At 36.1% G+C, this 20000-nt stretch carries 21 protein-coding genes and 6 tRNA genes; 1 reads left to right on the top strand and 26 read right to left on the bottom strand.

Going from position 1 to position 20000, the window contains the following annotated elements; genetic code table 11:
* Positions 1–4: 4 nt before the first annotated feature.
* The 25 genes from rsmH to COB47_RS03345 all read right to left on the bottom strand — a co-directional run bounded on the left by rsmH (position 5) and on the right by COB47_RS03345 (position 19081).
* Positions 5–928 (bottom strand): 16S rRNA (cytosine(1402)-N(4))-methyltransferase RsmH, encoded by a 924-nt coding sequence (rsmH, locus tag COB47_RS03465; protein WP_013290014.1) that lies wholly within the window; start codon positions 926–928, stop codon positions 5–7.
* A 27-nt stretch (positions 929–955) separates the two neighbouring features.
* The gene (gene mraZ, locus COB47_RS03460; RefSeq protein ID WP_013290013.1) at positions 956–1387 is read right to left on the bottom strand and encodes a division/cell wall cluster transcriptional repressor MraZ; all 432 of its coding nucleotides are present in this window, start codon (positions 1385–1387) and stop codon (positions 956–958) included.
* A gap of 189 nt (positions 1388–1576) precedes the next feature.
* The gene (locus tag COB47_RS03455; protein WP_013290012.1) at positions 1577–1756 is read right to left on the bottom strand and encodes a Spo0E family sporulation regulatory protein-aspartic acid phosphatase; all 180 of its coding nucleotides are present in this window, start codon (positions 1754–1756) and stop codon (positions 1577–1579) included.
* A 97-nt stretch (positions 1757–1853) separates the two neighbouring features.
* Positions 1854–2657, bottom strand: a complete 804-nt coding sequence (gene lgt, locus COB47_RS03450; RefSeq protein ID WP_013290011.1) for a prolipoprotein diacylglyceryl transferase — start codon at positions 2655–2657, stop codon at positions 1854–1856.
* A 28-nt stretch (positions 2658–2685) separates the two neighbouring features.
* Positions 2686–3966, bottom strand: a complete 1281-nt coding sequence (gene yfmH / locus COB47_RS03445) for an EF-P 5-aminopentanol modification-associated protein YfmH (RefSeq protein ID WP_013290010.1) — start codon at positions 3964–3966, stop codon at positions 2686–2688.
* Positions 3950–5224: an EF-P 5-aminopentanol modification-associated protein YfmF gene (yfmF, locus tag COB47_RS03440; protein WP_013290009.1), complete on the bottom strand. Its 1275-nt coding sequence runs from the start codon at positions 5222–5224 to the stop codon at positions 3950–3952. The genes yfmH and yfmF overlap by 17 nt, the downstream gene beginning before the upstream one ends.
* 119 nt (positions 5225–5343) lie before the next feature.
* The gene (locus tag COB47_RS03435) at positions 5344–5679 is read right to left on the bottom strand and encodes a nucleotidyltransferase domain-containing protein (RefSeq protein ID WP_013290008.1); all 336 of its coding nucleotides are present in this window, start codon (positions 5677–5679) and stop codon (positions 5344–5346) included.
* Positions 5680–5751: 72 nt separating this feature from the next.
* Positions 5752–7194 (bottom strand): Asp-tRNA(Asn)/Glu-tRNA(Gln) amidotransferase subunit GatB, encoded by a 1443-nt coding sequence (gene gatB, locus COB47_RS03430; protein ID WP_013290007.1) that lies wholly within the window; start codon positions 7192–7194, stop codon positions 5752–5754.
* A gap of 58 nt (positions 7195–7252) precedes the next feature.
* Positions 7253–8713, bottom strand: coding sequence for an Asp-tRNA(Asn)/Glu-tRNA(Gln) amidotransferase subunit GatA (gene gatA / locus COB47_RS03425; protein ID WP_013290006.1), 1461 nt, complete (start codon positions 8711–8713; stop codon positions 7253–7255).
* A gap of 30 nt (positions 8714–8743) precedes the next feature.
* On the bottom strand, positions 8744–9028 hold the full coding sequence (gene gatC / locus COB47_RS03420) for an Asp-tRNA(Asn)/Glu-tRNA(Gln) amidotransferase subunit GatC (RefSeq protein ID WP_013290005.1): 285 nt from the start codon (positions 9026–9028) through the stop codon (positions 8744–8746).
* Positions 9029–9190: 162 nt separating this feature from the next.
* Complete coding sequence (locus COB47_RS03415) at positions 9191–9517, bottom strand: hypothetical protein (protein WP_013290004.1); 327 nt, start codon at positions 9515–9517, stop codon at positions 9191–9193.
* 185 nt (positions 9518–9702) lie between these two features.
* Positions 9703–11838, bottom strand: a complete 2136-nt coding sequence (locus COB47_RS03410) for a sodium-translocating pyrophosphatase (RefSeq protein ID WP_013290003.1) — start codon at positions 11836–11838, stop codon at positions 9703–9705.
* A gap of 159 nt (positions 11839–11997) precedes the next feature.
* Positions 11998–12072 (bottom strand) — tRNA-Cys (locus COB47_RS03405).
* A 24-nt stretch (positions 12073–12096) separates the two neighbouring features.
* A tRNA-Gly gene (locus tag COB47_RS03400) sits at positions 12097–12172 on the bottom strand.
* A gap of 13 nt (positions 12173–12185) precedes the next feature.
* Positions 12186–12261: transfer RNA gene (locus COB47_RS03395), tRNA-Phe, on the bottom strand.
* Between the two features lie 15 nt (positions 12262–12276).
* A tRNA-Asp gene (locus tag COB47_RS03390) sits at positions 12277–12353 on the bottom strand.
* An 8-nt stretch (positions 12354–12361) separates the two neighbouring features.
* Positions 12362–12437: transfer RNA gene (locus tag COB47_RS03385), tRNA-Val, on the bottom strand.
* Positions 12438–12605: 168 nt separating this feature from the next.
* On the bottom strand, positions 12606–13460 hold the full coding sequence (hslO, locus tag COB47_RS03380) for an Hsp33 family molecular chaperone HslO (protein ID WP_013290002.1): 855 nt from the start codon (positions 13458–13460) through the stop codon (positions 12606–12608).
* 93 nt (positions 13461–13553) lie between these two features.
* Complete coding sequence (locus tag COB47_RS03375; protein WP_013290001.1) at positions 13554–13754, bottom strand: cold-shock protein; 201 nt, start codon at positions 13752–13754, stop codon at positions 13554–13556.
* Between the two features lie 68 nt (positions 13755–13822).
* Complete coding sequence (locus tag COB47_RS03370; RefSeq protein WP_013290000.1) at positions 13823–14554, bottom strand: class I SAM-dependent methyltransferase; 732 nt, start codon at positions 14552–14554, stop codon at positions 13823–13825.
* Positions 14555–14559: 5 nt separating this feature from the next.
* Positions 14560–15168, bottom strand: a complete 609-nt coding sequence (gene plsY / locus COB47_RS03365) for a glycerol-3-phosphate 1-O-acyltransferase PlsY (protein ID WP_013289999.1) — start codon at positions 15166–15168, stop codon at positions 14560–14562.
* Positions 15165–16487, bottom strand: a complete 1323-nt coding sequence (gene der / locus COB47_RS03360; protein WP_013289998.1) for a ribosome biogenesis GTPase Der — start codon at positions 16485–16487, stop codon at positions 15165–15167. The genes plsY and der overlap by 4 nt, the downstream gene beginning before the upstream one ends.
* The gene (locus COB47_RS03355; RefSeq protein WP_013289997.1) at positions 16484–17785 is read right to left on the bottom strand and encodes a DUF512 domain-containing protein; all 1302 of its coding nucleotides are present in this window, start codon (positions 17783–17785) and stop codon (positions 16484–16486) included. Before COB47_RS03355 ends, der begins: the two co-directional genes overlap by 4 nt.
* 24 nt (positions 17786–17809) lie before the next feature.
* Complete coding sequence (locus COB47_RS03350; protein WP_013289996.1) at positions 17810–18607, bottom strand: dihydropteroate synthase; 798 nt, start codon at positions 18605–18607, stop codon at positions 17810–17812.
* 9 nt (positions 18608–18616) lie between these two features.
* Positions 18617–19081, bottom strand: coding sequence for a DUF402 domain-containing protein (locus tag COB47_RS03345; protein WP_013289995.1), 465 nt, complete (start codon positions 19079–19081; stop codon positions 18617–18619).
* Between the two features lie 99 nt (positions 19082–19180).
* Between COB47_RS03345 and COB47_RS03340 the strand changes: the two genes are divergently transcribed.
* Positions 19181–19258, top strand: a tRNA-Pro gene (locus COB47_RS03340).
* Between the two features lie 2 nt (positions 19259–19260).
* Here COB47_RS03340 and sigK read toward each other — a convergent pair.
* On the bottom strand, positions 19261–19920 hold the full coding sequence (gene sigK / locus COB47_RS03335; protein ID WP_041742694.1) for an RNA polymerase sporulation sigma factor SigK: 660 nt from the start codon (positions 19918–19920) through the stop codon (positions 19261–19263).
* Between the last annotated feature and the right edge of the window lie 80 nt (positions 19921–20000).

Genomic DNA, 20000 nt, shown 5'->3' with positions numbered 1-20000 from the left:
ATAATCAAACCTTTTCGGCAACTCTCAGCTTTGCGCTGTGACTTCTTTTGTTTTTCTCAATCTCTTCTTTAGAAGGGGTTATTGGCTTTTTTGTAATGATGTTAAGCTCTTTTTTCTTGCCACATACGCAGATAGGAATGTCTTTCGGACAGACACACTCAAGAGAGTGAAATTTGAAAAACTCTTTTACTATTCTGTCCTCAAGAGAGTGAAAAGAAATTGCGCATATCCTTCCACCAGATCTCAAAAATCTCAAACTCTTTTCAAGCGCAATTTTTATCTCGTCAAGCTCACTGTTTACCTCTATTCGGATGGCCTGGAAAGTTCTCTGTGCAGGGTGTGACCCGTCCTTTGGCCTTGGCACCAAAGAAGAAATTAAATTGCTCAGCTCTGTTGTGGTTTCAATAGGTTTTTTACTCCTTCTTTCAACAATAGCTTTTGCAATCCTCCTTGCAAACCTTTCTTCGCCATACTCTCTGATTATTCTTTCTAAATCTTTTTCTGAGTAAAAATTAACAACATCATATGCTGTAAGTTTTGATGTCGTATCCATTCTCATATCCAAAAACGCCTCTTGATTATACGAAAAACCTCTCTCTTGCTTGTCAAGCTGCAAAGAGGAAACTCCAAAGTCGAAAAGTATTCCGTCTATCTTTTCAATTCCTAAACCTTTCAGCACCTCATCCAATTTTGAAAAGGAAGAATGCACAATCTTTACATTCTTGTGTACTTCTAATTTTCTCTTGCCAAGCTCAATTGCTTCCAAATCCCTGTCAATGGCAATAAGAAAACCCTTATTAGAAAGCTTTTCAAGAATTCTTTTTGAGTGTCCACCAAGTCCAAAAGTAGCATCAACATAAATTCCATCCGGATTTGTAACAAGAAAAAACACCGACTCTTCAAGTAGTACCGGCATGTGTTCATACATCAAACTTTCCCCTACTCCTTCTAAAACTTATATACCCAGCTCCTCCATTTTTTGTGCTATTCTATCAACCGAAAGGTCCTCATTGGTCATTTCTTTGAGCCAGTTATCCTCGCTCCATATTTCTATTCTCGTCATGACACCAATTATAAATACCTCTTTTTTAATACCTGCGTACTCTCTGAGGTTCTGGGGAATGAGAATTCTTCCCTGTTTGTCAACCTCGCACTCACAGGCCCCCGCAAAGAAAAATCTCAAAAATGTTCGTGCTTCTTTGCTTGTAAGTGGAAGTTTCTTGAGCTTTTCCTCAAGCACAGCCCACTCTTTTAAAGAATAACCAAAAAGACAGTTGTCAAGACCTTTTGTAAGTATAAATCTCTCACCAAGCTCTTCTCTGAATTTAGAAGGGAGAATTATTCTACCTTTACTGTCTACCACATGCTTGTATTCTCCTATCAGCATTAAAACCACTTTACTCCACTTTGCACCACTTTATAAAAATATTCTATACCAAGTTGAAAAATCCTTCAACAAACGAAAAAAAAATAGGACAGATTTTCACCTGCCCTATTTTTCTGTATTCTAAAAGCTAACTTAAGCGTTGTAATTTGCCCCCCGCTATCAGCTTCTTTTATGTCAAAATAAAGTTTTTTATACATTCCCTTCTTTTTTAATGAACTTGTTAATCACAACCTCGTTCTTTTCTTTGTAATAATCCAAAATAAGCTTGTCCAGCTCTGTACTGACATGATATATTGACTCATAATCAGCATTGCTGTTAATCAGTTCATCCAGCTTTTCTCTCAGTTTCATTATCTTTTCTGTTATCATATTCCCACCATCTTACAAAGATTGTATTTTAATTATAAACCCAAATGCGTATTTTGTCAACAAAAATACTCTAAAAATACATTGTGCTGTTTTTTTGCTATATTTTGTCGAAAAACAATCTTCTATTTCTTGACACAATTATTATTCCAGCGACAATGCACAAAGCTGCAACAATCTGAGATACTCTGAAATTTCCTATCATTAAACTGTCTGTTCTCAACCCCTCTATGAAAAACCTTCCGATAGAATAAAATATAAAATAAAACCCTAACATATCCCCTTCTTTCTTTTTATATTTTCTGAGAAATATTAAAAGCAAGAAGATTAAAAAATCCCATAAAGACTCATACAAAAATGTTGGATGAACCTCTATTCTTTTTCCTGCCTCACTACTATAAATCTGCATACGCCATGGAAGATCTGTTTCGTAGCCGTATGCTTCCCTGTTTGCAAAGTTACCCCATCTTCCTATTGCCTGCCCTAATATCAGACCATGAACACCGACATCACATATCTTGAAAAAATTTATATTTTTTATCCTGCAATAAATGTACGTACTCAAAAGTGCTCCTATTAAAGCCCCGTATATTGCAATTCCACCCTGACGAATGGCAAAAATACTTAGAATATTGTCCTTGAACTCTTTAAAATTAAAAATCACATAATAAGCCCTTGCAAAGATTATAGCAAAAGGTAGTGCAATTATTGCAACGTCAAGCAAAATCTCTGGGTTTACATCTTCTTTTTTAGCAAAATATGTGCTTGCAATAAAACCACATAAAAAACCCATTGCAATTATAATCCCATACCATCTAACCTCAAGTCCAAAAATCTTAAATGCAACTGGACTAAAGTCAAACCTTAAACCAAGACCTGGAAAGACTATGCTATCATCTATCATTTTCTTTTACTCCACACTTTTATTTTTTTCAATCTGCCGGCCATACAATTGATATACAGCTCAAGCTCTCATCAAAAAATTCTTTGAGCCTTTCTTCACACATTTCAAATGACACAGAAGTGATTTTCTTAACATATTCAAAAATATTGACTCCTTTGAAATAGCTGTATATAAACTCAACAGAGAGTTTTTCAGGATTGTCAAACTTTCTCAAGTGGCTTCCCAGCACAACCTTTTTTGCTCTCTCAAACTCTTCCCTGTCAATTCCTTTTTTCTTGACATCCTCAACGTGCTCAATTATTCTTCTGTAAACCTCTTCAGGGTCTTTGCTCTCCCCACCAATCATAAAAAATGAATATTCAGGCTCACAGTTGTACTCAAAACCAAAGTTCTGGTTGATAAGCCCTTCTTTATAGAGCTTTTCATAAAAATCTGTGGATTTTCCAAACAGCGTCTCAGCCACTATCTGTGTTTGGATATCCTTCATTATCATCTCATATGGCGGAAGGTCATTTTGATTGTCTTTAAATCCTATATAGAAAATTGGCATTGCTACTGAAAGACTTGTCTCTATCTTTTTTTGATTAACGTTTTCCGGCTCATCAGGATAAATCCTTTCAATCAAACTTTGATATTCTTTTGTTTTTTGCATTCTCTCAATTGTATCAAAAACTTTTTGTGGGTCTACATCACCACATACAACAATTATCATATTGCTTGGATGATAGAATGTATTATAACACAAATATAAATCATCTTTTGTAATTTTTTGAATACTCTCTAAGGTTCCTGCAATGTCAATTTTCACAGGATTGTTTACATAAAGTGCATTCAAGAGATTAAAATAAACCCTCCAGTTTGGATTGTCTTGGTACATCCTAATCTCCTGACCAATTATCCCTTTTTCTTTTTCGACATTCTGATCAGTAAAATACGGATTTTGCACAAAATCTAAGAGAATCTCAAAATTTTCATAAAAGTTTTGAGTTGATATAAAATAGTAGACTGTTTCCTTGAACGATGTAAATGCATTTGCCATTGCACCAAACTTTGCAAATCTGTCAAACACATTTCCTTCTTCTTCCTCAAACAATTTGTGTTCCAAAAAATGTGCAATGCCATCTGGAACCTCAACAACCTCTTTTGTTTTTGGATGAACAAATTTACTATCAACAGAACCGTATTTTGTTGCAAAACCTGCAAATGCCTTGCTAAAGTTTTTCTTTTTTATTACAAAAGCTTTTAGTCCATTTGAATATGAATTTATATAAATCTCTTCATTGAGAGCATCATCATAAATCCTTTCCATCTTTAGCAACACCTCTGTTTTTCAAAAAATATACAGTATCAAGCTCAAACCTGTTTGCTATCCTTTTTATATCCTCTATATCCACATTTTTGAGGTTTTCAAAGACTTCCTTGGGTTCTATTATTTGTCCAACTAATGCCTGATTTAAATAAAAACTCAGAAGATCCCTTGGACTGTCATATATAGACATCAGGGCTGTTTTATAATAGTTTATTGCACTTTCATATTCGATATCATCAATCTTCCCATTTTTGATATCCTCTATCTGCTGCAAAATCAGATTTAAAGCCTTTTCATAGTTTTCAATCTCAATTCCAGAGCTAATAATCATTACAGATTTGAATCTGTCAATCCTTGAAAATACGTAGTAGCACAAAGAAGCTTTTTCACGAACATTTTCAAAAAGTTTTGATTTTGGAGATGCTCCTAAAATTCCGTTGAGCATCAAAAGTTTGTAATAATCCTCAGATGTCACATCCACATTTGTTCTTATCCCAAGGGCAATTTTGCCTTGATTTACTTCTATTTCTTCTGTTACATATCTTGTGTTTTCAAACGGAATGTTTATAGAAAAATCATTGTGTATACTCTCTCTTTTTTCCTCTCCAAAAACCTCTAATGCTTTTGAAACTGCCCATTCTTCATCATAGTCACCATAGACAAACACGTACATAGGCTTTTTGGTAACAACCTCTTGGTATTGTGAAAAGAGCTTTTCTTTTGTGATGGTTTGCAAGTCATCAACATTTCCTTTTTCATAAAGAGCATAGTTTTGCCCTTCAAACATCACCTCTATACACCTGTCAATTGCATATTGGACCTTGTCGTTTATCCTGCTTTCAATCTCCTGTTTTAGATTGTTCTTCTCTTGCAAAATAGCATCTTCTTCAAAGCCGCCACCATATTTTATCGGACCATATATGATATCATACAAAAACTGTAGCGCTTTTGTATAAAGGTTCTCACCTGCAAATCTATCGTTTAAAAAGCTTATTGCAAATGAAATTGCTTGCAGGTCACCCTTTTTATCCACATCAATACTCAGCGTCGCACCATACATATTGTCCAAATATCTATTTATTTCTTTCATATCCTTGTACTTGTTGTTCCCTCTTATTAAGACCATTGGAAACAGAGCATTTAAAGTATTTTTTTCTCTCTCCAACCTGTCTATAAAAGTAACTGAAATCCTGTTTATCTTAAACCTGTCATCACAAAACGCCATATAAAAATTGTGGTTTTTTTCTTTCTTTTGCATATTACCATCTCCTCAAAAGACTACTTGTTAAAAACTTATTTGCTCAATTTTATTTTACCCTTTTTTTACAAACTCATCAACAAATTTGCTACCTTTAAAGCTCAAGAGATATTATTTTTTCAAGCTTCCCTACTATTCTCTCTTTCATATACAACTACTCCTTCTTTTATAATACTGTCTTTGAGACTTTCTTTTGTAATACTACTGAACACAACAATATCAAACAATAATATTGTATCAACTTCTTCTAACTCATCCTCAATCTTGTAAATTGGGTTTTCAACATCATCTTCAAGCCAAATACATATATCTACATCAGAACCTCTTTTGTAGTCTCCTCTTGCTCTTGAACCAAAGATACAAGCTTTTTTAACTTGCTTATATTTTTTAAAAATTTCGATAATCTTATCCAAGATTTCTTCCTCTATTCCAAACTTTTTGGTTTGCACTTTCATTCTCACCTTTTCAAAAAATTTAAAAAAGAGGGAGCTTTCTTTTGATATCAGAAGAAAGCCCCTTTTTTAGTTTTAGATTTTCTCAAGTTCTTCTTTTAAGATTTCATTTACAAGCTGTGGATTTGCTTTGCCTTTTGTTATCTTCATAACCTGTCCCACCAAAAATCCAAACGCCTTGTCTTTGCCATTTTTATAATCTTCTACTGATTTTGGATTGTTTGCTATCGCCTGTTTTACAGCCTCTAAAATTACATTCCTGTCTGTTATCTGAACAAGCCCTTTTTCTTTTACAATAACTTCAGGATCTTTGCCTGTGTCGAACATCTCTTCAAATACCTGCTTTGCAATAGTGTTGGAAATTGTCTTGTTATCAACAAGGTTAATAAGGCTTGCAAGTTGATTTGGTTTAATCTTTATATTGTCAATTTCCTCAGGTTCTAACCCTTTATCATTTAAGATTCTCATAATCTCTCCCATCATCCAGTTGCTTGCAGCCTTTATGTTTTGCGTATATTTTATGCACTCTTCAAAAAAGCTTGCTATAGCCTTTGATGAAGTCAGAACGCCGGCATCATATTCTGGTAACCCATACTCTCTTATATACCTTTCCTTTTTCTGGTCAGGAAGCTCAGGAATTCTCTTTCTAATCTCCTCAATCCAGCTATCGTCTACAACTATAGGTGGAAGGTCAGGCTCTGGGAAATACCTGTAGTCATGTGCTTCTTCTTTTGTCCTCATAGATAAACTTATACCTTTTGCATCATCCCAGCGCCTTGTCTCCTGAACAACAACACCACCGCTTTCTAAAACCTCTATCTGTCTTCTTGCTTCATATTCTATAGCTCTTACAACAGATCTGAAAGAGTTTAAGTTTTTCATTTCTGTTCTTGTACCGAATTCTTTCGAACCTTTTGGACGTACAGACAGGTTAACATCTACTCTGAGCGAACCTTCCTGCATCTTGCAGTCAGAGACCTCTGTGTATTGCAAAATTGCTTTTAGCTTTTCAAGAAAAACTCGTGTCTCTTCGCTGGAACGTAAATCTGGTTCTGTAACAATCTCAATCAAAGGCACACCACATCTGTTAAAGTCAACAAGACTTCCTTCTTCCCACTGGTCATGAAGAAGCTTTCCGGCATCTTCCTCAATGTGAATTCTCTTTATCCCTATTCTCTTTTTTTGCCCATTTACCTCAATGTCTATATAACCATTGTAACAGAGCGGCAAGTCATACTGTGAAATCTGGTAAGCCTTTGGAAGGTCCGGATAAAAATAATTTTTTCTATCCTGCTTGCTGTACCTTGCTATTTGGCAGTTTGTCGCAAGCCCCGCCATTATAACATATTCAACCGCCTTTTTGTTCAAAACAGGAAGTACCCCTGGCATACCAGTACAAATAGGACAGCAGTGAGTATTTGGTTCACCGCCAAACTCTGTTGTACAGCTGCAAAATATCTTTGATTTTGTTGCAAGCTCGGCATGAACCTCTAAACCTATCACAACCTCATATTCCATCTTCTTTTTTCACCTCTTGTTTAAAATAATGCTTTTGTTCAATTTATAGGGTTCTGTATTATAAATTCTGAGGTTTTAAGTTTCTATATCCGCTGTTTTGTTCATAGGTATATGCAACTCTTAGTATTGTTTCCTCATCAAAAGCTTTTCCAATAATTTGCAATCCGATGGGTAGATTATTTGAATCAAACCCACATGGTATCGAAATAGCCGGAAGCCCTGCTATGTTAACTGGTACTGTACATATATCTGACATATACATCTCAAGCGGATTTGATACCTTTTCGCCAATTTTGAATGCAGTTGTTGGGCTCGTTGGTGTGATAATAACATCATACTTTTTGAAAGCTTCATCAAATGCCCGCTTAATCAACGTCCTTACCTGCAATCCTTTTTTGTAGTATGCATCATAGTATCCAGCAGAAAGCGCATATGTCCCAAGCATAATCCTTCTTTTTACTTCTGCACCAAATCCTTCAGACCTTGTTTTTTTGTACAAATCTATCAGGTCGTCATAGTTCTGTGTTCTGTACCCATATTTGATTCCATCATACCTTGCTAAGTTTGAGCTTGCCTCAGACGATGCAATGATATAGTAAGTTGGAAGAGCGTACTCCACAATTGGTATCGAAAACTCTTCGTACTGTGCACCAAGAGATTTTAAAAGTTCAAGTGCTTTCTCAACAGCTTTTTTTACCTCATCGTTTACTCCTTTTTCCATATATTCCCTTGGAACTCCTATCTTGAGCCCTTTTACATCGTTTTTAAGAGCCTTTGTAAAGTCAGGAACATCAATTGGTGCTGATGTTGCATCATATGGGTCATGTCCACATATGATATTCATAGCTAAAGCACAATCCTCAACATCTTTTGTCAAAGGTCCTATCTGGTCAAGAGAAGATGCAAATGCAACAAGTCCAAATCGCGAAACTCTTCCATACGTTGGCTTCATACCAACAACTCCACAAAGGGAAGCTGGCTGTCTGATAGAACCACCTGTATCAGAACCAAGAGTAAAGAATGCTTCATCTGCTGCAACAGCAGCAGCAGACCCACCACTTGAACCACCTGGAACTCTTTCCAAATCCCAAGGATTTTTAGTTGTGTGAAAAGCAGAGTTTTCTGTTGATGACCCCATTGCAAACTCGTCCATATTGAGCTTGCCTAATAGCGTCATATGATTTTCCTTCAGCTTTTTCACAACTGTTGCATCGTAAGGTGGGACAAAGTTATAAAGAATTTTTGATGCACAGGTAGTCCTAATTCCATCTGTGCACAGGTTGTCTTTAAGAGCGATTGGAAGCCCGTACAAAGCTCCAACATGCTCACCTTTCGCAATTTTCTCATCAATCTTTTTTGCATTTTCTAAAGCCTGTTCTTCTGTGATTGTTATATAAGACTTTACCTTATCCTCCACCTGCTTAATTCTCTCAAAGACACTTTCAACAACCTCTTGGCATTTTACTTCTTTTTTCTTTATAAGTTCAATTGCTTCATGAGCAGTTAGTTTGTAAAGCATCTTTTGTTTAGCCTCCTTACAAATAAATGTTTATTCTACAATCTTTGGTACCTTGATACAAACATCATCGTGTGAAGGTGCGTTTTGTAAAATCTTTTCCCGCGGATATGAAGGTTTTACCTCATCACTTCTAAACACATTGAAAAGATTAAGAACATGTGCGGTTGGTTCAATACCTTCGGTGTCAAGATCAGATAGTTTATTTGCAAACTCAATTATAGCCCCAAGCTCTTTTATCATCTTTTCAGTTTCTTCTTCAGTCAGAGTAAGCCTTGCAAGGTTTGCAACATATTCAACATCATTTCTTGTAATCATCTTTCATATCATCTCCCTTAGCTTTTAATAGAAGTTTTCTTTTTTTACTACTCTTCTCTATTTTATAGTAAAAAAATCTCATTATCAAGAAAAAAGAGGCTGCACATTTTTAGCAGCCCCTCTTTTCATATAAAGATTCGTGAAAATGTATTCTGCCTCCTGTTAGCTTGCCATCCTCTTTGTCAGAACTTCGCAAACCCTCTCTTCAATGCCAAGTAAGTAAATCTTATAGTCCTTTGCCGCAATTACTGTTCTCCTGTCACCTGTCTTGCTCGGATAAGCGTCTTTAAAATCTGTCCACTTGACAATTCCGAAATGCTTTTTAGATGGGTCAATCAGATAAAAACCATTCTGACAAACATGCAGTTTCATCCTGCCCTGGTACTTGATATCAGGATGACCTTCAATGTACTCAACATCAAGCGGTTCACAGATGTCGCGCCCAAGCTCTTTTATCTGTTTTGGTACACCTAATCCAAACAGACCCATCTGTGCTCCCCCCTATTCACTTCCTAATTTTATTATACCATTTTTGAAAATTGTTTAACAACTTTAATTTATTTTCTGTATAAGCAAACTTAAATTCAGTCCCTATCTTTAATTCTCAAAAACAAAAAAGGGAGAAGGGCTGTAGTTCCCCTTCTCCCCTTTTGCTTTTATTTTATTGCTTAACATTATCTAAAGAGTGATACAAATACAAGAGTAATTGTCGATATAAGCTTTACAAGAACATGCAAGGATGGACCTGCTGTGTCTTTGCAAGGATCTCCAACTGTATCGCCAACAACTGCTGCCTTGTGTGCATCAGACCTCTTACCACCGTAGTTGCCAAGCTCTATAAACTTCTTAGCATTGTCCCATGCACCACCGCCGTTGTTGAGGAAAAGTGCCAAAATTACACCTGCAATTGTACCTATCATTAAAAATCCTGCTGCTGCTTCTTTTCCAAGAAGAATTCCAACAAGTATCGGTGCAATAACAACTATCATTCCAGGAACAACCATTTCTTTCAAAGCACCTTTTGTAACAATATCAACACACTTAGCATAATCTGGCTTTGCTCTTCCTTCCATAATGCCAGGTATCTCTTTAAATTGACGTCTTACTTCCAAGATAACATACTGTGCAGCTCTTCCAACCGCCCTTATTGCTGTTGAGCTGAAGAGGTAAACAACCATCGCGCCGATAAATGCACCGATGAATACTTCAGGTTTTCCAATATCAACAGAGAACCAAGACTCAAGTGGTCTTCCCAGTATCTTTTTGACTTCATCAAGATAAGCAGAGAAAAGTAAGAAAGTTGCAAGCGCCGCAGAACCAATTGCATAACCTTTTGTCAGGGCTTTTGTAGTATTGCCGCAAGCATCAAGCCTGTCTGTAACATTTCTTACCTCTTCAGGTGCACCGGACATCTCAGTGATACCACCGGCATTGTCTGTAATCGGTCCAAATGTGTCCATTGCTAAAATGTATGCACAGGTTGAAAGCATACCCATTGTTGCAATTGCTGTTCCGTAAAGTCCTCCGTTTGCAAACCCAGGAAGTGCATGTTCACCAAGCTTGTACGCAATATAAATTGCAATTGATATAAATATAACCGGTAACGCTGTCGATTCCATACCAACAGACATACCTGTTATGATATTTGTTGCAGGACCGGTTGTTGATGCTTTAGCAATTTCTTGAACAGGTCTGTAGTGGTATGATGTATAAAAATCTGTAAGCCATACGAAAATATAGCTCAGGATAATTCCCGCAACTGCACAGCCATACAAAAGCCACCAGTTAACCTCTTGTCCATTCGGAAGCTTACCAGATAGCATTGCTTTTACTATGAAAACCAATACTATCAAGTTTAAGATTGTTGTTACAAAGTAGCCCTTGTTCAAAGCCTTCATTGGGTCTTTGCTTTCATCTTTTGTGTTGACAAAGAAAAGACCAATAACAGATGAAACAATACCTATAGCACGTGCAACAAGCGGAAATAAAATTCCTTTCCAACCAAACACCGGATATAGTGCAACACCTAATATCATAGCACCTATATTCTCAGCTGCTGTTGACTCAAAAAGGTCTGCACCACGACCTGCACAGTCTCCAACATTGTCACCAACAAGGTCAGCAACAACAGCCGGGTTTCTTGGATCATCTTCAGGAATTCCCGCTTCTACTTTGCCCACAAGGTCAGCACCAACATCAGCAGCTTTTGTATAAATTCCACCGCCAAGCTGAGCAAAGAGAGCCACAAATGATGCTCCAAATCCAAAACCAACAATCAGTGATGGTGCCTCTTTTATAAGATTTTCTTTCCCAGAAGCACCTCCATAGAGTAAAAACAATGTTGCAACACCCAAAAGTGATAGCGCTGTTACAGCTAATCCCGTTACAGCACCACCACGAAGAGCTATCTGCAAAGCTCTATTTAAACCTTTTCTTGCACCTGCTGCAGCTCTTACATTGGAATTCACAGCAATATACATTCCCAAATAACCAGAGATTGCTGAGCAAAGTGCACCTGTTATAAATGCAAATCCTATATGAAAAGCAATTGAAGCAGCCTGAGACGAACCTTTTGACAGATTACCAAAATAGTTTGCAATGATGATTATAATAGCAACAATTAAAGCAAGAATACCAATAGTTTTGTACTGCCTGTTTAAAAATGCCATAGCACCTTCTCTGATTGCACCAGCAATTTCCTGCATTTTTTCATTGCCTTTTTCTTGAGAAAAGATAAATCTGACAAGCCCAATGATTACAAGAATTGCAAATACAATAACTCCATAGATTAATGCTATGTAGGCTCCCACTGCAATCCCTCCTCTTTAGAATAAATTTTTTGTCAACAATTTGACAGCCTTTAAAAAGCGTACAATATATATTTATTCTACGCAAAGCTCAAAAATCCTTCTTTAGAAAAACAAAAACCTGCTCATTTTTTGAGCAGGTTCGATAACTTTCACATATATTGGAGGCGCCACCCGGATTTGAACCGGGGAATCAGGATTTTGCAGACCCTTGCCTTACCGCTTGGCTATGGCGCCATATTTTTTTCTTATATAAAATTTTGGAGCGGGAAACGGGACTCGAACCCGCGACATCTACCTTGGCAAGGTAGCGCTCTACCAACTGAGCTATTCCCGCTCATCTTGAAAGATGGTGCCTCGGGGCGGAATCGAACCACCGACACGAGGATTTTCAGTCCTCTGCTCTACCAACTGAGCTACCGAGGCACATTTATTTTTAGATGGCGACCCAGAAGGGACTCGAACCCTCGACCTCCAGCGTGACAGGCTGGCGCTCTAACCGACTGAGCTACTGGGCCTTTTTAGATGGTGGGCAGTGCAGGGCTCGAACCTGCGACCCCCTGCTTGTAAGGCAGGTGCTCTCCCAGCTGAGCTAACCGCCCGTTTTTTTCAACCGCCGCTTCAATCAGCGGCGACATGTTTTATTATACTTAAGATGAGTAGTTTTTTCAATAGTATTTTTAGGGCAATTTTTTATTATATTCAGCTATTTTAGCTTAAAATTCGGGTTCTTCTCACTATTGCTAAATAAATCTCGATTTTTCTCTTTATTATTCGCCATATTTAATTTTAAAAGCTTCTTCCTTGGAAAAATAGTATTTTTTCTGGCAAAAACTGCATACAATTTCGATATTGTCATCTGAAATTTCTTCGTCTTTTAAAAGTGGAATTATAGATTCTACTTTTTCTTTAGAACAATTACATTTATACACTGGTTGATACCTTGCCAAAACCTCATACTCTATTCTGCCAAAAAGTTCTTTTACAATCTCTTCAATGCTCTTATTTTCAAGTACTGATGAGATGTTTGAAAAATTTTTCAACTTCTGTTCCAGCTCTAAAACAACCTTTTCATCTGTATTAGGTAAAACTTGAATAATAAAACCTCCTGCTGATTTTATACTTTCATCCATGTCAATTAGAACACCAAGCGCAACAGCTGAAGGAATTTGTTCTGACAGAGCAAAATAGTTTGTTATATCCTCTGCTATCTCACCTGATACAAGTTCAATTTGACCTATATAAGGCTCTTTTAATCCTAAATCTTTTATAACTGTGAGAGTGCCTTCTCCAATTGCTCCTTTGACATTTAACTTTCCTCTTTCATCAATCTCTGTGAGCACATCTTTGTTTTTTACATATCCCTTTACATTCCCTTTTGAGTCGGAAACGGCAACCAAGCCTTTAAGTACACCTGAACATGATATTTGAACTGACACAGAATGATTCTCACCTTTTAGCATTATGCCCATCATAGATGTTGCTGTCAATAACCTTCCTAAAGCTGCTGCAGGAATAGGTGGAAGGTTATGTATCTTACGTGCATATTCTACTATATCTGTTGAGTTCATGATAAAAATTGCTATATTCTTATCCTTTGATAGAGCTCTTAAGATTTCAGCCATATAAATTCTCCCTCCGAAATTCAACTTACTTAAAAGTTTATAAGTTTATTTTAATCCAAAAACAAAAAAGCTTCCAGCAAAACTGCCAGAAGCTCATTTTACTTTCCTTACATTCATAGCCTGATTTCCTCTTTCTGTCTTAACAATGTCAAACTCAACTGTCTGTCCTTCTGCAAGTGTTTTGTATCCCTCCATATTGATAGCAGAGAAGTGTACAAATACATCTTCGCCATTGTCAGCACTTATAAACCCATAACCTTTTTCGGGATTGAACCATTTAACTCTTCCTCGCATCTTTACAAGTCCACCTTCTTAAAATATGATTTACATAGAATATTATTCTTTTTTTGATATATCATTATTCACCAAATCTTCTTACACACATAGCACACTTTTGATAAAAATCTGGTTTTAAAGGGCAGCCTATAATCATACACTTTCCTCAATATCTCAAAACCACAGTCTTTTAGTATATTTTCAATAAATTCCTCATCATATATAAACTGGTATATATCTTCTGAAGCTACCTCACCATTTTTCTCTTTTACTGAAAAATTTATTTTCAGATATTTTGAATTCAAGCTAAACTTCCAGCTCAAAAGTGTATCTTCTATTTTTTTGACAACAAATCTCCTCTTGCCAAGCTTTTGTAAATATTCTTTGGTATTTATATCAAAAATAAGTATTCCGTTCTTCTTCAAAATGGTAGTTACATTTTTAAAAAAATCAAATATCTGCTCGTTTGGAATGTGATTTGTAACATCCATTGTGCACAGAGCAACATCAAACTTCTTTCTGGACGTAAAATTCAAAAAATTCAGATTGTAAAGCTTTATACCTTTTAAAACAGCTTTCTTGAAAGCAAGCTCTATCATCTCTGAAGAAATATCAATCCCATAAAGTTTTTCAAAACCTCTCCTTTTTAAAAGAAACAACAGTTTAGCATTCGCACACCCTATATCCAATATTTTGCAATCTTTTTTGATTTCAAAACTTAAAAAACTTTTTTCAATAAACCTGAAAATGTCTTTTCTATTAAAGAACAATGATGAAAATTTTGAATAGTAAGCAGCTATTTTACTATACAAATTCATTTTGTTTATTGAAGTTTAACCCTTTCCCCTACCTTTCTTTCTGTGCCATTTAAAAGTCTTTTAATATTCTCTCTATGTCTTACAATTATAACCACCAAAATAATTAAAGCTAAAAACCAATACTCTCTTGCAAATATTAAAACTGCAAAGAAATATAAAATCGCTCCAACAATCACTGTCAAAGACATGTACCTTTTCAGTAGAAGAACAATAAGTGCTAAAGCAATCACAACAATAGTTATGATAGGCGTTGCAACAAGTGCAACCCCTATCGAAGTTGCTGCTGCCTTTCCTCCCCTAAATCCGAAATAAAGTGGGAAAGTATGCCCCCAAATGACTGCAAATCCAGCCAAAGTAACACCAAGCACTATGTCATCTGGCATTACTATCTTTGCAAACAAGGTCGCAACCACACCTTTTAAAACATCAATTGCAAAAACCAAAATTGCAGGACCAATTCCAAGAGTTCTTAAAACATTTGTTGTCCCAGGATTTCCGCTCCCATACTTTCTAATATCAATACCATTTATCATCTTGCTGATTATAAGTGCCGGAAGAACACTTCCCAGCAAATAACCCACTGCAAGGATAATCAAAATCTGGAGTGCCTTCATTTGTTCTGGTCTCCTTTCTCTCTAATAAGAAATATTATTGGAACCCCAGTAAAATCAAATGTCTTCCTCAAATAATTTTCAATATACCTCTGATATGAAAAATGAAATAAGTCCTTGCTGTTAACAAAAATAGCTATTTTAGGCGGTTTTTCACCAACCTGCGTCATATAGTAGATTTTAAGTTGTTTTCCTTTGTCGCTCGGCGGCTGATAGATTGTAGTTGCTTCTGCCAAAACATCGTTTAGCTGACCGGTTGTTATTCTTCGTGTGTAATTCTCATATACATACAACACTGTTTCAAGTAGCTTTTTGACTCTGAATCCTGTCTTTGCCGAAATAAAAAGTACAGGTGCAAATTTCAGAAAACTGAGTTTTTCCTCTATTTGCTTTTTGTACTCATCTGCAGTTTTTTCATCCTTTTCAACAGCATCCCATTTATTAACTGCCACAATACAACCTTTTCCAGCCTCATAAGCATATCCTGCAACCTTTGCGTCCTGTTCAGATACACCTTCTGTACCATCAAGTAAAATTATACAAATATCACTTCTTTCTATCGCCTGAAGAGTTCTCAGCATGCTATACCTTTCCACGTTGTCATATATCTTACTTTTTCGTCTAAGTCCAGCTGTATCAATCAAAGTTATTGGTATGCCTTCAAATTCAAATGTAGAGTCTATTGCATCGCGGGTTGTCCCAGGAATATCACTTACAATAACTCTTTCTTCGCCAAGAATATAATTTACTAAAGAAGACTTACCTGTATTTGGCTTACCTATTATCGCCACCTTTATTGTATTTTCTTCTATTTCATTTATTCCCACATTATCAAGATAATTAACAACTGCATCTAAAACATCTCCTACTCCTGTTCCGTGCTCTGCAGACATAGCTATAGGGTCAGAAAGCCCAAGTTCATAAAATTCATATATCATAGGCTCCTGTGAAATATTATCAATTTTATTCACAGCAAGAACAATTGGTTTTTTTGAGGTTCTGAGCATGTTGGCAACTTCTTTGTCTGCATCAGTAAGACCAGTCTTTCCATCAACTATGAAAATAATAACATCAGACATGTCAATTGCAAACTGGGCTTGTCTTCTCATTTGTTTTAATATTATATCTTCAGAGTATGGTTCAATTCCTCCAGTGTCAATTACATTAAAAGTAATTCCTCTCCATTCTGCCTCACCAATTATCCTGTCACGGGTAATACCAGGTGTATCATCCACAATTGCCCGTCTTTCGCCAATGAGCCTGTTAAAAAGGGTTGACTTACCTACGTTCGGTCTTCCAACTATTGCAACTGTTGGCTTCAATTCTTCTCACCACCTTTCAAAAGATAATACAAAAGTTTTCTGCCATGATTTTGCACAGGATATACAGGCTTTTTTATCTCTTTGGCAACATCATCTATATGAACATCATCTAAAAATCTATTTTCATGATTGAGAGCACATGCAGGGACCAAAACATAATCTCCAACTTCTTTACACTTTAGCTGGCTTACAATATCCTGGCCTGTTAAAAGTCCTGCAACAGTGACATTTTCACCAAAAAAATTATTGACAATAGCCACAATATCAACCTTTATATTTGGGTATTTCTGGTTAAAAGTTTCAATTAGTTCTTTCATAAACTTATATGCTGCCACAGATGTTACAAGAGTTACACTTTTTTTTAACTTAACATTTGGTTTTAGTTTTTTTAAGCTATTTAAAAACTGTTTTTTAAAAAGTGCAAGAAGACCCACCCCATTTTCAATTTGTCTGAACTCTTCATAAAATCTATAATCAGGTATTTTCTCTTCTGCCTTTACATAAAACTCATCTGAAGCAAATACAAGTTTGGTTCCAAATCTTCTTTCAAACTCTTTTTGCCATTTTGAGATTTGTAAAAGAACCTCTTTTGCATCCTCTTTTGAAAAAGGCTCAAGCTCAAAAAGCCCCTCCCTATATTTGGTAAGTCCAACAGGCACAACTGCAATCGACCGAAGGTTTGGATAGAAGTTTGCAAGGCTTGATATGGTCCTGTCAAGATTATCTTTATCATTGATATTTTTCATCAAAACTATTTGAACATCAAATTCAATGTTGTGACTTGACAAATATTCAAGCTGCTTTAAAATCAAAGAAGCTTTGGGATTTTTAAGAATAAATTTTCGAAGCTGCGGGTCTGTTGTGTGCACAGAGATTTTCAAAGGGCTCAAGTGAAACTTAACTATTCTCTCAAAATCTTCTGTAGTCAGGTTGGTAAGGGTGATATAGTTACCACTTAAAACCGAAAGAACGGTGTCATCGTCTTTGACATATAAGGTATCCCTCATTCCTTTTGGAAGCTGGTCAATAAAACAAAATATGCATTTGTTTGTGCACCTTTTTACATTCTCATATTCAAATTCTATCCCAAGAGGCTTTACTTTTCTATTTATAAGCCCTACTTTTTGGATATTGCTGTCTCTTATATATTCTATTACAATACTTTCATCCTTGGAGTAATACATATAGTCAAGAAGATCATTAATTTTATTACCATTTATGCTCAAAATTATATCTCCTTTTACGATACCGCATTTATGAGCTAAGCTGCCCTCAAGCACTCTCGAAACCCTTAGCATCTTTTCACCTTTTTACTTGCTTTTTTAATCTAAAAAGCCTTCCCTTGCTTTTGTTATATATTCCATACAAAACTCGTCCTGCCCGGATAAAGTCTCAGAAGCATAAATGAGTTTCATTAAAACATCATCAAGAGGGTCCGCAATGCAACTGTTGAGTCCAAAATAAATAGCAATAGGCAAAAATGCCCTGTTTATCCACCTTCTTTTTGGCAAGCCAAAGGATATATTTGAAAGTCCACATATAATATTTACATTTTCAAACTCATTTCTCAAAAGCCTGATTGTCTCAAGTGCAATATCAACATATCTTTTATCTACAGAGACAGGCTGAACCATAGGGTCTAAAAATATATCCTCAATCAAAATTCCTTCTTTGTCAAACCTGTCTACAAGTCGTTTTGCTATCTCAAGTCTGTTTTGAGGTTCTTCAGGGATACCACTTTCTTCCATCAAAAGAGCAACAACTTTCATGTTATATTCTTTTATTACGGGCAAAGCTTTATCTAAAATTTTTGGCTCATATATCACAGAATTAAAAATTGCTCTTTGTCCTCTGTAGACCTTCATAACCTCAGAAATTACCTCTGGTCGTGGACTATCAATTGAAAGTGGAGTATCAACTTTACTTTGAATGTTTTGAACCATCTTTTTTAGTATTTCTGCCTCAAGATCAATAAAGGCACCAGCATTTACATCTATATAATGAGCACCGGCTTTTGCCTGTTTTTCTGCAAGAGATACTATGAAATTATAATCTTCATTTTTTATAGCCTCTGCAACGTTTTTTACTGTTGAATTTATTTTTTCACCAATTATTATCATTCTGTACTTTCACTCCTTCTTCTTAAGATACTCTTCTACCTTGTCCAGTCCAAAGCCATTATAAATGTCATTTAAAAGAAAATTGAGTTTGTAAAGTGCATCCAAAACAATCTCTTCAGAAATTCTATTCTCTCTTCTAAGTACTACAAGTTCATCTATGTCCATTACCTTGTAGCTACCATCAGGATATACCACAACATCAACAAGCAGATCTTCTGTGACAATCTTTTCTTTATCTTTCCGTGTATTAATAATATCACAATAGGTATAAATCAGTCTATCATCATGTCCATAGACCTTGCTAATTTTTACCCCTTTTTCAAAGTATATGCAAGAAGCTCCCCATTTGATATCCTCTCTTTTTTTGATTGGCAGCCACTTGGTGACCAGTACTGTATCATCAAGATAAATTATCTGGTCAGATGAGATATCTATCTCTTCTTCCGGGTAAAATCTTTTTCTTATAAGCCTCAATTTTATTCCCCTTTTTTGATTGATTTTTTTGAAAATTATTATATAATGATAAATAGAGGTTTGTAAACTTCATTTTAAAAAACATATAATGCAAAAGGTCGGGATGTGGCTCAGTTTGGCTAGAGCGCCTGGTTCGGGACCAGGAGGTCGCAGGTTCGAGTCCTGTCATCCCGACCATTTTATATGCCATCACCTAAATTCTGAAGCTCCCCATAGAGTTTTTTAAGTGCCTTTTTCTCTATTCGTGAGACATATGAGCGGGAGATACCAAGCAGGCTTGCAACCTCCATCTGGGTTCTTTCTATGCCATTTTTAAGCCCGTACCTGAGTTCAATAATCTTCTTTTCGCGACCTTTTAAAATTTTGTCAAGCTTTTTCAAAAGATTTTTTATCTGGATTTTTAAATCAACCTGCTCGTCTATATCGTCCTGGTCGTTTTGCAAAACGTCCATGAGCGTTATTTCATTTCCGTCCTTGTCGCTGCCAATTGGATTCTCAAGGGAAAGCTGGGACAAAAATTTTTTGTTCTGTCTAAGATACATCAGTATCTCGTTCTCTATACATTTTGCTGCATATGTGGAAAGCTTTGTGCTCTTGTCCTTTGAATAAGTCTCAATCGCTTTTATAAGGCCAATTGTCCCAACAGAAATGATATCATCTGTTAAATTTGGGAATGAAAATGTGTATTTTTTTGCTATATGTGCAACAAGTCGCAAATTTTTTTCAACGAGAATATTTCGCGCTTCTTTGCAGCCTTCCCACATCTTGTTCAGATACATTTCTTCCTCTTCAGAAGACATCGGTTGGGGGAATGAACTTTGATTTTCGATGTAAAACATTGGCAATAACCCCGCCACACTTTTTAAGGTCAGCATATAGTTTATGCTCATTCCCCCATTTTGTTGCATGTCCACCATTA

The organism is Caldicellulosiruptor obsidiansis OB47, assembly GCF_000145215.1.
In the GTDB taxonomy this organism is placed as follows: Bacteria; Bacillota; Thermoanaerobacteria; order Caldicellulosiruptorales; family Caldicellulosiruptoraceae; genus Caldicellulosiruptor; species Caldicellulosiruptor obsidiansis.
Note: the sequence above shows the minus strand (reverse complement) of the source record. Positions and strands in the feature narration are given on the sequence as shown.

What these genes read in the sequence shown, in the direction of transcription:
- rsmH (WP_013290014.1), bottom strand. Translation starts at nt 928, where the DNA reads ATGTATGAACACATGCCGGTACTACTTGAAGAGTCGGTGTTTTTTCTT.
- mraZ (WP_013290013.1), bottom strand. Translation starts at nt 1,387, where the DNA reads ATGCTGATAGGAGAATACAAGCATGTGGTAGACAGTAAAGGTAGAATA.
- COB47_RS03455 (WP_013290012.1), bottom strand. Translation starts at nt 1,756, where the DNA reads ATGATAACAGAAAAGATAATGAAACTGAGAGAAAAGCTGGATGAACTG.
- lgt (WP_013290011.1), bottom strand. Translation starts at nt 2,657, where the DNA reads ATGATAGATGATAGCATAGTCTTTCCAGGTCTTGGTTTAAGGTTTGAC.
- yfmH (WP_013290010.1), bottom strand. Translation starts at nt 3,966, where the DNA reads ATGGAAAGGATTTATGATGATGCTCTCAATGAAGAGATTTATATAAAT.
- yfmF (WP_013290009.1), bottom strand. Translation starts at nt 5,224, where the DNA reads ATGCAAAAGAAAGAAAAAAACCACAATTTTTATATGGCGTTTTGTGAT.
- COB47_RS03435 (WP_013290008.1), bottom strand. Translation starts at nt 5,679, where the DNA reads ATGAAAGTGCAAACCAAAAAGTTTGGAATAGAGGAAGAAATCTTGGAT.
- gatB (WP_013290007.1), bottom strand. Translation starts at nt 7,194, where the DNA reads ATGGAATATGAGGTTGTGATAGGTTTAGAGGTTCATGCCGAGCTTGCA.
- gatA (WP_013290006.1), bottom strand. Translation starts at nt 8,713, where the DNA reads ATGCTTTACAAACTAACTGCTCATGAAGCAATTGAACTTATAAAGAAA.
- gatC (WP_013290005.1), bottom strand. Translation starts at nt 9,028, where the DNA reads ATGATTACAAGAAATGATGTTGAATATGTTGCAAACCTTGCAAGGCTT.
- COB47_RS03415 (WP_013290004.1), bottom strand. Translation starts at nt 9,517, where the DNA reads ATGGGTCTGTTTGGATTAGGTGTACCAAAACAGATAAAAGAGCTTGGG.
- hslO (WP_013290002.1), bottom strand. Translation starts at nt 13,460, where the DNA reads ATGGCTGAAATCTTAAGAGCTCTATCAAAGGATAAGAATATAGCAATT.
- COB47_RS03375 (WP_013290001.1), bottom strand. Translation starts at nt 13,754, where the DNA reads ATGCGAGGAAGAGTTAAATGGTTCAATCCCGAAAAAGGTTATGGGTTT.
- COB47_RS03370 (WP_013290000.1), bottom strand. Translation starts at nt 14,554, where the DNA reads ATGAATTTGTATAGTAAAATAGCTGCTTACTATTCAAAATTTTCATCA.
- plsY (WP_013289999.1), bottom strand. Translation starts at nt 15,168, where the DNA reads ATGAAGGCACTCCAGATTTTGATTATCCTTGCAGTGGGTTATTTGCTG.
- COB47_RS03355 (WP_013289997.1), bottom strand. Translation starts at nt 17,785, where the DNA reads ATGCTAAGGGTTTCGAGAGTGCTTGAGGGCAGCTTAGCTCATAAATGC.
- COB47_RS03350 (WP_013289996.1), bottom strand. Translation starts at nt 18,607, where the DNA reads ATGATAATAATTGGTGAAAAAATAAATTCAACAGTAAAAAACGTTGCA.
- sigK (WP_041742694.1), bottom strand. Translation starts at nt 19,920, where the DNA reads ATGTTTTACATCGAAAATCAAAGTTCATTCCCCCAACCGATGTCTTCT.